The sequence below is a fragment of the Streptomyces sp. NBC_00080 genome, from assembly GCF_045041255.1.
GTDB lineage: Bacteria > Actinomycetota > Actinomycetes > Streptomycetales > Streptomycetaceae > Streptomyces > Streptomyces coriariae.
Map to the genome: position 1 here is coordinate 3,480,943 of NZ_CP108235.1, position 11,920 is coordinate 3,492,862.

The 11,920-nt window shown below is 72.8% G+C and carries 11 protein-coding genes; 1 reads left to right on the forward strand and 10 read right to left on the reverse strand.

Annotated elements, in window-relative coordinates:
- Nucleotides 1–13 precede the first annotated feature (13 nt).
- Both OHU34_RS15240 and OHU34_RS15245 read right to left on the reverse strand, forming a co-directional pair.
- Nucleotides 14–187, reverse strand: coding sequence for a hypothetical protein (locus tag OHU34_RS15240; protein ID WP_020127978.1), 174 nt, complete (start codon nt 185–187; stop codon nt 14–16).
- Nucleotides 188–391: 204 nt separating this feature from the next.
- Complete coding sequence (locus OHU34_RS15245) at nt 392–691, reverse strand: hypothetical protein (RefSeq protein WP_230194744.1); 300 nt, start codon at nt 689–691, stop codon at nt 392–394.
- A 320-nt stretch (nt 692–1,011) separates the two neighbouring features.
- On the opposite strand from OHU34_RS15245, the gene OHU34_RS15250 reads away from it, so the two are divergent.
- Nucleotides 1,012–2,007 carry a helix-turn-helix transcriptional regulator gene (locus OHU34_RS15250; protein ID WP_020127980.1) on the forward strand — a complete coding sequence of 332 codons (996 nt, stop codon included), beginning with the start codon at nt 1,012–1,014 and terminating at the stop codon, nt 2,005–2,007.
- A 126-nt stretch (nt 2,008–2,133) separates the two neighbouring features.
- Here the strand turns inward: OHU34_RS15250 and OHU34_RS15255 are convergent, their stop codons facing one another.
- From OHU34_RS15255 to OHU34_RS15290, 8 genes are all read right to left on the reverse strand, one after another.
- Nucleotides 2,134–3,579, reverse strand: coding sequence for a DHA2 family efflux MFS transporter permease subunit (locus tag OHU34_RS15255; RefSeq protein ID WP_142266019.1), 1,446 nt, complete (start codon nt 3,577–3,579; stop codon nt 2,134–2,136).
- Between the two features lie 187 nt (nt 3,580–3,766).
- Nucleotides 3,767–4,924 carry a hypothetical protein gene (locus OHU34_RS15260; RefSeq protein WP_405766785.1) on the reverse strand — a complete coding sequence of 386 codons (1,158 nt, stop codon included), beginning with the start codon at nt 4,922–4,924 and terminating at the stop codon, nt 3,767–3,769.
- The gene (locus OHU34_RS15265) at nt 4,921–5,538 is read right to left on the reverse strand and encodes a hypothetical protein (RefSeq protein WP_142266017.1); all 618 of its coding nucleotides are present in this window, start codon (nt 5,536–5,538) and stop codon (nt 4,921–4,923) included. Before OHU34_RS15265 ends, OHU34_RS15260 begins: the two co-directional genes overlap by 4 nt.
- On the reverse strand, nt 5,538–7,856 hold the full coding sequence (locus tag OHU34_RS15270) for a beta-ketoacyl-[acyl-carrier-protein] synthase family protein (protein ID WP_142266016.1): 2,319 nt from the start codon (nt 7,854–7,856) through the stop codon (nt 5,538–5,540). Before OHU34_RS15270 ends, OHU34_RS15265 begins: the two co-directional genes overlap by 1 nt.
- Nucleotides 7,856–8,899, reverse strand: coding sequence for an aminomethyltransferase family protein (locus OHU34_RS15275; protein ID WP_142266015.1), 1,044 nt, complete (start codon nt 8,897–8,899; stop codon nt 7,856–7,858). The genes OHU34_RS15270 and OHU34_RS15275 overlap by 1 nt, the downstream gene beginning before the upstream one ends.
- A gap of 42 nt (nt 8,900–8,941) precedes the next feature.
- On the reverse strand, nt 8,942–11,011 hold the full coding sequence (locus tag OHU34_RS15280; protein ID WP_405766788.1) for a GNAT family N-acetyltransferase: 2,070 nt from the start codon (nt 11,009–11,011) through the stop codon (nt 8,942–8,944).
- Between the two features lie 64 nt (nt 11,012–11,075).
- On the reverse strand, nt 11,076–11,603 hold the full coding sequence (fabZ, locus tag OHU34_RS15285; protein WP_142266013.1) for a 3-hydroxyacyl-ACP dehydratase FabZ: 528 nt from the start codon (nt 11,601–11,603) through the stop codon (nt 11,076–11,078).
- Nucleotides 11,604–11,605: 2 nt separating this feature from the next.
- The gene (locus OHU34_RS15290; RefSeq protein ID WP_142266012.1) at nt 11,606–11,896 is read right to left on the reverse strand and encodes an acyl carrier protein; all 291 of its coding nucleotides are present in this window, start codon (nt 11,894–11,896) and stop codon (nt 11,606–11,608) included.
- Nucleotides 11,897–11,920: the final 24 nt, after the last annotated feature.

Below are 11,920 nucleotides of genomic sequence, written 5' to 3' on the forward strand. Positions count from 1 at the left end.
CCCCCGTGAATGTTCAGGGGCCCCAGGTGACATCGCCGTCGGTGTGGTCGCCCGCGGTGGTGCGGAGGTCGCTCTCGACGGCGTGCGTGATGTTCTTCGGAGAATCCGTGACGGTCACCGTCATCGCCATTCCGCCGAGAACGATCAGCGCGGCGGCGACGATTTTGGAGACACGGGTGCCCTGCATGGATTTTCTCCTCGATTGAGTGAGTGGATTTCCGGAGTGAATACTTCCGGACTATTCAGCGGACTCTTCGGTGAAGTCTTCGGCGGCTTTCGTTCCGTCGATGGCTCAACTCTGCTCGGCGGGCGGGCCGGAGGGAACAGCAGACGGCTGGACGGAATGTGCAGCGACCTAACCCGTCCACCCCGACCTGGGGAAACGTGCGGCTCACGTGTCCCACCAGGGGCCGGGCACCAGGACGGCCCCGGAGGTCACGACGCCGTAGCCGAGCAGGTCCGGATGGTGTTCCACGGCCCGCCGCGACAGCCGCGCGGCGCTGTCCTCGGCCGTGGCCAGGGAGTCGGCGAGAAGGAAAAGACCCAGCGTGAGGCCCTCGCCGGCGTGCTCGTGCACGGAGACGTGTTCCAGGCCGTCGCCTGCCTCGGCGCACGAGGAAATGATCGCCGCCAGATCGGGCCGGGCGGACTCCTCGGCAGGGGCGCGCAGGCGCACGTGGATGAGATACATGACTTCATCTTCGGCGCTGTTCAGCAGCCGTGGACCGGCTCGCGATGGACGCTTTATGCCATGGCATGAAGCGTCATGCGGAAGGAAGTCGAAAGCCGTCCCGGAAGCCGTCCTCGAATGGGCCGGGTGGCGCCTCGCGCCGGCCGGGACGCGGCGTGGTCCTCACTCTGGCACCACGGATGGTTGAAAGCCGAGCGATTGGCCGGAACCGTCCTCCGTGCCGCCGAGCCGCCATCCGCAGTTCAAGGTCAGTAAGCTCGGGGGCACTAAGTTTCGAACACAGTGTGTGCAGTGTGTGACAGCAACAGGGGGACTGCATCATGTTGGAGGTTCTGGGACTGGATGCCGAGGCAGAAGCCATCTACCGGTGGATGCTGGCCAATCCACTGGAGGGCATCATCGTCCTCGTGTCCCGGCTCGGGCTGCCGGAGGAACGGGTGCGCGCGGGGCTGGACCGGCTCAGCGAACTCGCGTTGATCCAGCCATCGGCCCGCAAGGGCATAGGGTTCCGGGCCGTCGGCCCGGAGACCGCCATGGAGGTGCTGCTGGCGCGCCAGCAGGCGGAGTTGGCGGCGCAGCAGATGCGCGTGGAGAAATCCAGAGCGGCCGCGGCCCAACTGATCGCCGAATGCTCCTCGCTACGACCACGGGGCATCGACAGCGATTCCGAACAGCTGGACGGCCTGGAGGCGATCCGGGAACGGCTCGCGGAACTGGCCCAGTCGGCGCAGGTCGAGGTCGCCACGTTCGCGCCGGGCGGCGCGCACCGGGCCGAGGACCTTCAGGCCAGTCGTGCTCCCAACTCCGCGCTGCTCGACCGCGGGGTGCGGATGCGGACGGTCTATCTCGACAGTGTGCGCAACCATCAGCCCACGCTGGACCACGTCGGCTGGCTGCACTCGCGCGGCGGACAGGTCCGTACCGTGCCCGAACTGCCGGTCCGGATGATCATCTTCGACCGGTGCAAGGCGGTGCTGCCGGTGGACACGAGCGACGCCCGGGTCGGCGGGGTGGTGCTGAGCGGGGCGGGGACGGTCGCGGCCCTGTGCGCGCTCTTCGAGGGCGTGTGGAACACCGCGACGGCGCTGGGGAGTACACCCAAGTGCGAGGCGAACGGCATGCCGCCACAGGAGCGTGCCGTACTCAAGATGCTCGCCCAGGGCTACACCGACGAGGCCATCGCCAAGCGCCTCGGCGTCTCCCCGCGCACGGCCCGGCGCACCGCCGCCACCCTGATGGAACGCCTGGACGCGCGCAGCCGCTTCGAGGCGGGGGTGCACGCCGTCCAGGACGGCTGGCTGCCCTCGTCGCGCTGAGCGCTGAGCGCCGGGCGCCGGCACGGGTGACCCGTACCGGCCGGTCGCCTCGGGCCCTGTCGTCGCATGCCCGCCCGCCGCGCCCGGGGCGCGGGCGGCGGAGGTGCGACGACAGGGCCCGTACGGTCACGCGGGCACCGCGCCGGCGCGTGCCTCCTTGCGGTCGGCGAGGAGCAGGGCCAGGGCGGGCAGCAGGGTGACGGTGTAGATCGCGAGGACCCAGGTGAAGGAGTGGGCGAAGGCGCCGGGCACCAGTCCGTGGCGCTCTCGGGCCGCCTGCTCCAGGACCACCGTGACCACGGCGAGAGCCACCGTGCCGCCGATCCGCTGGATCAGGTTGAGCTGGGAGGAGGCGTCCGGGATGGACTGCGGGCGGACCGACTGGAAGGCCCGGGTCATCGCCGGCACGATCGTCAGTCCGGTGCCCAGGCCGCGGACCACGAGGCTAGCGCACAGCAGCACGTACGAGGTGTCCGACGACAGCGTGGTCAGCGGCACGGTCGCCAGCATCGTCAGGGTGATGCCGACGACGACGGTGCCGCCACCGCCCAGCCGCTTCATCAGCACCCGGCACAGCCAGGCCGCGGTGACCACGCCGAGGCCTCCCGTGGACATCAGCAGACCGGTCGTCACGGCCGTCTCGCCGCGGGCGGTCTCGAAGTAGAGCGGGATGAGCATCATCGGCGAGTAGAGGACGAAGCCCAGGCAGAAGATGTTGATCGCGGCCGTCCGGTACACGCGGTGGGCGAACAGGCGCACGTCGAGCAGCGGGTGGGCCGCGCGCAGTTCCCGTACGACGAACACGGCACCGCTCGCCACGGCGAGGGCCAGCGGGACCAGGAAGGCCGCCCGCCCGTCGAGGGCGTGGTCGGAGAACTCGTGCACGGCCAGCACGGTGCAGACCGTGCAGGCGGCCGAGGACACCAGGCCGATCACGTCCAGCGGCTTGGCGGCACCCTCCCTCGGGCGGTCCGCGGGGACCCGGCGCAGGGTGACGTACAACAGGCCGGCGCAGAGCGGGACGTTGACGACGTACACCGCGGACCATCCCCCGGCCTCGACCAGGAGGCCGCCGATCGTCGGGCCCAGCAGCGGGCTGATCAGCATGACGCTGCCGTTCAACGACTGCACCCGGCCCAGGTGTTCGCGGGGCACGCCACTGGTGAGCAGGATCGTCGACACGGGGGTGAGCACACCGGCGGCGGCGCCGGCCACCCCGCGGGCCGCGATCAGCTCGGGCAGGCTCTGACTGGCCGCGCAGGCCGCCGAGCCGAGCGCGAACAGCAGGATCGCGGCGGCGAAGACGCGCCGTACGCCGAACCGGTTGGCCAGCCAGCCGGTGGCCGGCATGGTGGCGGCCAGCGCCATCAGATAGGTGGTCACCACCCACTGGACCTGGCCGATGGAGCCGAACCTGGCCGTGGTCTCGTGCAGGGACACGTTGACGATGGTGGTGTCGAGCAGGGCGAGGAAGCCGCCCGTGATGGCCGCGGCCATCGTGACGAGGGCGGGGCCGGAAGCGGCCCGCGGAGGGCTCGGCGCGTCCTCTTTGGTCTGTTCGGTCAGTGCCATGGGTGGGCGTCCTTAGCAGGGCGATGAGGTCAACAGGGCGGTGGGCCACAGCGGTTCGCGCAGGTCGGGGCGTACCGGTCCGCGCGCACCGGTCGAGGCGTACCGGTAGAGGCGTTACCGGTCGGTTCGGGCAGGCGGCTCGGGCCGGTCGGCACGGGTCTGCCGGGGGCCCGGCGGCTCGGGTCCGTCAGCGCGTGCCGGTCAGCGCGTGCTCGATGTCGTCGAGGACCGCCCCGGCCGCCTCGGGCGCGCCGGGGCGCCTGCGGCAGGACAGGGTCAGTTCGGTCTCGTCGCCGACCTGGCAGGTGCTCAGGAACATCTCGGCGTAGGGCACGAGCATCGGCAGCGTGGAGAAACCGGTCGGCCGGAACCGGTCGGTGCGCAGTTCGGCGGTGTCGATCCGGCCGTGGTCGGAGATGATCGCCGTGCACGGGAACCGGGTGCCGTCCAGTTCCTGGGCCTCGCGCAGCGAGTTGGCGAAGGGGTTGCTGCGCAGGAAGTCCCCCTCCAGCGCGGCCACCTCGCGCTTGCCGAGCAGGGCCCGGACGACCTGGCCGTGCAGCCTCTTCCAGCTGTCGTCCCGGTGCAGGTCCAGCACCAGCCGGGAGGTGAGGTTGGCGGTGGAGCGGACCGTGCGGTCGTGGCGGCGCAGGTCCACCGGCACGATCAGCCGGCCCGTCTCGCCGCCCAGCCGGCGGGAGAGGGCGGCGGCCACCCGGGCGGTGACCGCCGACGGGGCCGCCCGCACCCGGCGCCGCATCCAGAGCGGGGTGCCGTCGGCCGGTCCCTCGCCGAGGATCGCGGGCAGCCCCTCCAGCCGGGCGGGCGGCTCGGCGGGCGGCACCTTCCCGGCGGCCGTCCGGAAGTGGGTGTCGTCGACGACGGACGCGGCACCGACCGGCTCCTCGCCACGCAGCACCCGGAACACGTCGGCGATCCACTGCCGGAGCCCGCGGCCGTCGGTGACGATGTGACTGGCCCGCACGACCAGCCGGGCCGACGGACCCGCGACGAGCCCCACCTCACAGACCGGACCGGTGACGACGTCCAGGTCGCGGTGGAAGAAGGGGGCGTCGAAACCGTCACAGGCGGGGAGTTCGACGACCGGCGGGAGCGGGCCGTCGGCGCGCCAGCCGGCACCCCGGCGCCGCACCGCGAGGCCGGGGCTCGCGAGGGTGGCGGACCGTACCGCGTCCCGCAGCGCGTCGGGGTCGATGCGGCCCTCGCCCTCCACGATCATCTGGATCAGCTGCGGGGTGCCGGTGGCCGCGGCGTTCAGGTAGCCGCGCTCGATCTGCGAGATACGGCGGGTGTAGGGCCGTACGGCCGCCGCTGTGGCTGTCATGCCGGCTCCTGGGTCGAGGTGTGCATACGGACGGGGGCGGGGGCGTCGGCCGCGAGGGCCAGGTGCATCGCCGGGGCCACCGTCGTCGAACGCACGCGGTACGAGCCCACGTTGGTGGGCCGCCAGCCCGGCCGCCACGCGGGCAGCCGGACCCCGGCGAAGGTCTCCTTGGTGACGTGCGAGGCCTTGATGAGCGCCTCGCACTCGGCGAAGTCCCGGATCTCGGCGGGCTGCCGGCGGCCGAGCAGGGTGCCGAGCCACCGCATGGCGGCCGGACGGTCCCGTTCGTCCTGGAGGTCCACCCCGAGGTGCACCGGACCGGCCGACAGGGCCACGGCGCTCCAGCCGTCGCAGTGCGCGACCGAGGCCGTGAGGTGATGGGCCGGGACGTACCAGCGCTTGTGGACGTCCCTCGTGAGGTCCCGCGCCCCGATGTCGAGGCCGTACACCCGGGCGACGGCCTCGATGATCAGCGAACGGCCGGAGGCGTCGAGGCGGTGGCCCATGCGGTCGCGGGGAAGGTGCGGGTGGTGGGTGACCAGGCAGTCGATCGGGGCGGGTCGCGCCGCGCCGCCCACCACCGGATCCATCACCAGCCCCAGCAGCGCCCCCATCACGCCTCCGTGTCGAACACGGCCGCCGCGTAGCTGCCGCCGTAGGCGAAGCTGGAGAGCAGCAGCCTGCCCTGCCGGGTCGGGGCGGTCAGCGCCGCCACCAGGCCCAGGGCGCCCGCACTGCCGTAGGTCTCCCCCAGCAGGGCCTTGGGGGTGATCGTCGGGCGGTCGACCAGGCCCGCGAGGCGCAGGGCCCGGGACTGGGCGGTGTCCACCAGGCTGTAGCCGGAGGCCGCCGAGACGACGGTGTCGATCTCGTCCGGCGTGACCCGCGCCTCGGCCATCGCGCCGCGCAGCGCCCGCGCCCAGGCCTCGCCGTCCCGGCCGATGCGGCCGATCCCGGCCGACTCGCCGGAGGCGCCGTAACCGCGCACCTTCGCCAGGACGTCCGCGCCCCGGGACGAGGCCGACCGCTCGCTCTCCAGGAGGACGGCCGCCGCGCCTTCGCTGAGCACCATGCCGCTGCGGCCGCCTGGGACCACCGGTCCGGAGCGCGCGTAGCCGGGGAGGCCGGCCTGGGTGGCCAGCGCCTGCTCGGGGAACTCGTCGGCGATCACGACCATGATCCGGTCCGCCATGCCGCGCGCGATGACCCTGGCGGCGAGCTGGAGGGCCAGGACGGAGCTCGTGCCGCCGTTGGCGATCGTCGCGGTGTAGCCGCGGTAGCGGTGCAGCATCGCCACATGGCCGGCCGCCGCGTTGACGACCGTGTTGGCGAACAGCGCCGGGTTGGCGCCGCTGATGCCCTGCTGGAGGACGCCCTTGTGGAACTGCAGGACCGAGGTGACCGGTCCGTACCCGGTGGCGAAGACGATGCCCGTGCCCTCGGCCTCGGCCCGCGAGGGCTTGCCGTGCCGGCCGTAGAGGTCGGCGACCGCGGCGGCGGCCAGCAGGCTGAGCGGGTCCATCCGGCGGGCCCGGCTCGGGTTGATGCCCCGGGACGCCGACTTGACGTCCACCCGGCCGACCGGCACCTCGCCCACGCCCCGGACGTGTTCGGTGGCGGTGAAGCAGGCGCGTTCGTCGCCGAGGGCGGCCACCAGGTCGGCGGTGTTGCCCGCGCCGCCCGCCAGTCCCGCGACTCCGGTGACGACGACCTCGTGGACCTGCTCGGTGCGGCGCGGGGCCGAGCTCGGGCGGCCCGGCCGGTTGAGGACGACGGAGGCGTTGTTGCCGCCGAACGCGAACGAGTTGGAGATGACCACCTCGGGACCGACCCCGACGCGGCCGGTGTCCGGGATGACGTCCAGGCCGAACGGCTGGGCCACGCCCCGGGTGTTGATGGTCGGCGGCAGGGTGCCGCGGTCGATGGCCAGGGTGCTGACCACCGCCTCGACCGCCCCGGCCGCGCCGAGGGTGTGGCCGAGGATCGACTTGGTGGAGCTGGCCGGCGGCACCGAGGAGCCGAACAGCAGCTTCACCGCCTTCGGTTCGGAGGCGTCGTTCGCCGGGGTGCCCGTGCCGTGCAGGTTGAGGTAGTCGACGTCCTGCGGGGTCAGACCCGCCGTGTCCAGGGCCTGGGCCATGGCGGCGCAGGCGCCCTTGCCGCTCGGGTCGGGGGCGGTCTGGTGGTAGCCGTCGCAGGAGAGGCCGTAGCCGCCCAGTTCGGCGAGGACGCGGGCGCCCCGGGAGGCGGCTCGGTCCGCCGACTCCAGGACCATGAACCCGGCCCCCTCCCCGAGGGTCAGGCCCGTGGACGCCGACATCGGCGAGCACGGCTCCGGGTCGAGCGCGCCCAGGGCGCTGAACCCGTACGCCGAGAGCGAGGCGAGGGGGTCGACGCCGCCGCAGATGACGTGGTCGACGTCCCCCTTCCACAGCAGCTCGGCCGCGTAGCCGAGGGCCACGGCGCTGGCCGCGCAGGCGTTGGACAGGACCACGCGCGGGCCGCGCAGGTCGAACTCGGCGGCGATGTAGTCGCCGACGCAGGGCAGTTGGACGGCGGCCGCCCGCTCCGCGTCCAGCTTCCCCTCGTGGACGAGGTCCGCGTGGACGCTCTCCAGCGTCGGCATGGCGCCGAGACTGGAGCCGACCACGACCGCGACCCGGTCCCGGTCGACGGTGTCCAGGTCGAGCCCGCTGCTCTCCAGCGCCTCCCGGATGGCGGTGGCGGCGAGGCCGTAGCAGCGGTCGACGTCGGCCGGCTGCTCGCCGGTGACCATGCCGGCCCACTCGGTCAGCAGCTCGGAGGTGTCCATGAGGGTGTTGGTGCGGATGCCGGAGGTGCCGGCCGCGATGGACGACCAGCCCTTCTCGACGTCGTCACCGGCACCGGTGATCAGTCCCAGGCCCGTCAGGGCGATTCTCGGCGTGGACATCAGGCGATCCGGGTGGTGAGGGAGCGGGCGATGACACGGGGCAGGGTCACGGTGCGCAGCGGGCGCTCGGCGGCCTGCTCGTCCCGGGCGGCCAGTTCGAGGCCGGAGACCCAGAACGGGGCGTCCAGGAGGGCGAAGACGAGCTCCTCCTCCGGGTTGGCGGAGGGCGCCTGCCACAGGACCGTGCCGATCTCCCGGCCGGCCGCCGTCACCTGCGTGCCGGGCGTGAACCGGCTGTCCGCCGGGGCGGCCAGGGCGGTCAGCCGGGCGGTCTCGGCGGTGGGCCTGACCAGGTCGTCGGAGCCGCGGAACTCGCCGATCCGGTTCCAGTCGATCATCCAGGACAGGTCGGCCTCGCCGACCGAGAGACCGGCGAAGCCGGCCGCGTAGACGGCCATGCCGGCCTCGGCCTGGACCCGGGCGAGGCCCTCGTCGCCGACCGGCGCGCCGCCCTCCTCACGGACCGCGGCCAGCACGGCCCGGTGGGCGGCCTCGGGGGCGTTGCTGATGAGCAGGTAGCCGTACTCGCCGGTGGTGCCGACGCGGGCCAGGTGGGCGAGCGCCGCCGGGTCGTCGGGCAGCGCGGCCTCGGTGACGGCGTGCAGGGTCAGGCCCGAGATGTCGAAGTCGACGAAGCGCGCCGCGACCGACCAGGCCGTCGGGCCCTCGAACGCCGTGGCGGCCCAGCCCTCCGGCTCGATGTCGACCTCGACGCCCTCGGGGACGTCCAGCCCGTCGAGGTAGCCGCGCAGCTCGTCGGCGCTCACCCGGGTGCGGGGCAGCAGCCAGGCGTCCTCGCCGATCTCGAAGTGCAGCAGGATCGCGAACGGGGTGCCGTCGGCGTTCAGGGCCAGCACCTCGCGGACGGAGTCCGGCTCGACGAAGTCGCCCGACTTGGCCAGGACCTGGTCGAGCAGCGACAGCCGCTCGTCGCCCGAGACACGGACCAGCGGGGCGTCGATCCGGTAGGCGCCGATGGTGGTGCGCACGGTGGCGTAGTCGTCCGAGGCGGTACGGAGGGCGGAGACGGTGGTGGTGGTCATGGTGTGGCGTTTCCTCTCGAGAAAGAAGTGATGGACGGTCGTTCAGGACCGGGCGGGTTCGCTGTGCACGGCCAGCTGCCAGGCGCTCGGCCGGCGGGCCGGGGACACGCAGCCGATGAGCAGGCCGGAAGGGGTCGTACGGAGGACGAGTTCGGCCTGCGCGCACGCGCCGTCGGCGGGCCGGCAGTCGAGCCAGCTGCCGTCGGCGAGTCGTACGGTGGCCGCGGTGGCCCAGATCTGGCGGAAGCCGGCCGAGCCGAGCTCCCATCGGGTGCCGGCCGAGTCGAGCAGCACGGTGGTCTCGCGCGCGGTGTTCGGGGTGAGCCAGAGGACGATCTCCTCCTCGCTGTCCGGGGCCTGGATGTCGGCCCGGACCGGCTCGGCGGTGTCCTCGGGGGCGGTCAGTTCCCAGCCGATCCGCTCGCGCGGGGCGAACAGGCCGAGCGGGTGCTTCTCCTCCCAGGCGGCCTGTGCCACGCCCCAGCCGAGACCGCTCGCGCGGCCGAACCGGCTGTTCTCCGCGGTGACCCACAGGCCCGCCGACCAGCGGGGGTTGTAGCCGAAGGCCCGGGTGCGCGGGTACGGGCTGCGCAGGACCTTGGTGGTGCCCTCCTTCCACGAGGTGACCCCGGCGGCGGAGGCGGTGAGCTCCAGTCGGCGGACGGCGCCCGGCTTCGGGGCGGTGCGGCCGGGTCGTATGGCTTCGGTCCCCGCCTCCGTCCCCGGTTCCGTCCTTGCGCCGGTCCCCGGGTCGGTCCTCGCGTCCGCCGGGCGGAAGTCGGTCCGCAGCCGGGCCACTCCGTCCGGGCCGGCCGCCAGGCCGCGCTCCAGCAGAGCGCTGTGGATCAGCCGGACCGGCTCGCGGACCGGCAGCCCGATGCCCCACGACGCTCCACGCCAGGCCAGCTCGGTGCCGGCCGGGACCACCTGGGAGGCGGCGACCGCCTCCGAGGCGTCGCGGACGCCGAGGCCGAGGCCGATCGGGTGGCACTCGCCGTCCGGGTGGACGAAGGTGCCCTGCCGCAGTCCGACCGTCTGGAAGATCCGGCCGGGGCGGCTGGTGAAGGCGAAGTCCTGCCGCAGGGTGCCCTCGGTGAGGGTGACCGTGCCGACGACCTCGTCCTCGCCGCACCGCTCGGTGACCCGGACCCCGTTCTCGACGGCGACGACGTCCAGGTCGCGGGGCTCGCCCTCGCGCCAGCCCGCCGGGCGGTCGGCCCGGCAGCTGGGCCAGGTGGAGACGAACAGCGGGCCGTGGTGGCCTTCGGCCAGCACCGACAGCGTGCCGTCGTCGCCGTCCACCTCGCAGACCAGCCCGGCGGAGCCGAACCGGTGCGGCTCCGGCCGCCGCGGCGCGCGCACGTGGTACGGCGGTTCGGTGAGCCGCAGCGCGCGGGCGGTGCCGTCGGGTCCGGTGACCTCCGCCTCGCGGACGACGCCGCGGTCGACGTCGACGCTCGCGGTGATCCGGAACTCGCCCAGCGCCAGGTGGTAGTCGACCGTGCGGACGCCGTCCACCAGCCGGACGTCGGAGCGCAGTTCGTCGTCCCGGGCCTCGGTGACCGTGCCGAAGCTGTTCAGACCTCCGAGGGCCGACCTGACCTCCGGCCCCAGGTCCGCGAACACGCTGCGCAGGACCAGCGGGATGTAGTTGTGCAGTTCGACGTTGCCGTCCTCGCCGGGCACGGTCCGGCCCACGGAGACGCAGCCGACGCGCCGGTAGAGCTTGAACGCGACGCTGTTGGCCGGGTTGACGGTGAGCCGGAGCACGAGGCAGCCGGACTGCACCATCCACTCGACGGCCTCCGTGAACAGCCGGCCGGTGATGACGCCGTTGCGGTAGGCGGGGGCGACGAAGAACATGTCGGCGATGAGCTCACCGGCGCGGGCGGAACGCCGGCCGGTGTTGTGGAACAGGCCGAAGGTGCCCACCACACGCCCGCCGTCCACGGCCACGAGGAAGGTTCCCGTGTCCCGTTCGGCCAGCTCGCGCTCCAGCTCGTCACCGGTGATGCCGCCCGCTACCGGGTTGGGGTTGTCGCGGTGGCGGTTGTAGAGCGCCGCGATGTCATGCGCGTCGCCCTCCTGGTACGGGCGGATCGTGATGGACATGCCTCACCTCCTTTTCTTCGAGGGTTCTTCGGGAGTTCTTCGGGCGGGACCCGTGCGGAGGGGGTCAGGCCTTGCGGCCGGTGGTGACGATCAGGGAGCCGGCGGCGGCCAGTTCCGAGCCGACGCTCGCCCGCACCGACACCTGCCGGAGGCCGCCCAGCCGCTGGCCGAGCTTGGCGTCCAGGGTCAGCTGGTCGCCGGGGACGACGAGCCGGGAGAACTTCATCGAGCTGATGGACCCGAGGTAGCCGACGCTCGCGGAGGGGTCGCCGCCGCCCTCCGGCGCACCGGCGGCCTCGGCCGCCGCGGCTGCCTCGATGATCTCGGCGACATACACGACGGCCACCAGCTGGGCCATCGCCTCGACGATCATCACGCCCGGCATGATCGAGTGGTCGGGGTAGTGCCCGGCGAAGAAGGGCTCGTTCACCGACACGCTCTTCACGCCGCGGCCCGAGACGCCGGGGACGACGTCGTAGGCACGGTCGATCATCAGCATCGGCCAGCGGTGCGGCAGCATCCGCTTGATGTCGTCGGAGGAGTAACTGTGCTTCTGCTTCGGCCTCGCGGGGGCCTCGGAGGCGATCGTCATGCTCAGACCTCGCGGGCTTCGATGAAGTCGACCAGGGCGTTGATGGAGCCGAAGGCCTCGAAGTCGTCGTCGCTGATCAGCACGTCGTACTCGTTGTTGACCATGACGACGATCTCCAGGGTGTCCAGCGAGTCCATCTCCAGACCGCGGCCGAACAGCGGCTGGTTGTCGGAGACGACGGCGGGCTCGACGTCCAGGCCAAGGCGGTCGATGATCATCGACTTGACCTTCATGTTCTTCTCCAGGCGGGTCTCGGCCTGGGTGCGGATGTCCTCGAAGGTGGCGACGGACACGGTGCTTCCTTTCACAGAGGGATA

What these genes read in the sequence shown, in the direction of transcription:
- OHU34_RS15240 (WP_020127978.1), bottom strand. Translation starts at nt 187, where the DNA reads ATGCAGGGCACCCGTGTCTCCAAAATCGTCGCCGCCGCGCTGATCGTT.
- OHU34_RS15245 (WP_230194744.1), bottom strand. Translation starts at nt 691, where the DNA reads ATGTATCTCATCCACGTGCGCCTGCGCGCCCCTGCCGAGGAGTCCGCC.
- OHU34_RS15250 (WP_020127980.1), top strand. Translation starts at nt 1,012, where the DNA reads ATGTTGGAGGTTCTGGGACTGGATGCCGAGGCAGAAGCCATCTACCGG.
- OHU34_RS15255 (WP_142266019.1), bottom strand. Translation starts at nt 3,579, where the DNA reads ATGGCACTGACCGAACAGACCAAAGAGGACGCGCCGAGCCCTCCGCGG.
- OHU34_RS15260 (WP_405766785.1), bottom strand. Translation starts at nt 4,924, where the DNA reads ATGACAGCCACAGCGGCGGCCGTACGGCCCTACACCCGCCGTATCTCG.
- OHU34_RS15265 (WP_142266017.1), bottom strand. Translation starts at nt 5,538, where the DNA reads ATGGGGGCGCTGCTGGGGCTGGTGATGGATCCGGTGGTGGGCGGCGCG.
- OHU34_RS15270 (WP_142266016.1), bottom strand. Translation starts at nt 7,856, where the DNA reads ATGTCCACGCCGAGAATCGCCCTGACGGGCCTGGGACTGATCACCGGT.
- OHU34_RS15275 (WP_142266015.1), bottom strand. Translation starts at nt 8,899, where the DNA reads ATGACCACCACCACCGTCTCCGCCCTCCGTACCGCCTCGGACGACTAC.
- OHU34_RS15280 (WP_405766788.1), bottom strand. Translation starts at nt 11,011, where the DNA reads ATGTCCATCACGATCCGCCCGTACCAGGAGGGCGACGCGCATGACATC.
- fabZ (WP_142266013.1), bottom strand. Translation starts at nt 11,603, where the DNA reads ATGACGATCGCCTCCGAGGCCCCCGCGAGGCCGAAGCAGAAGCACAGT.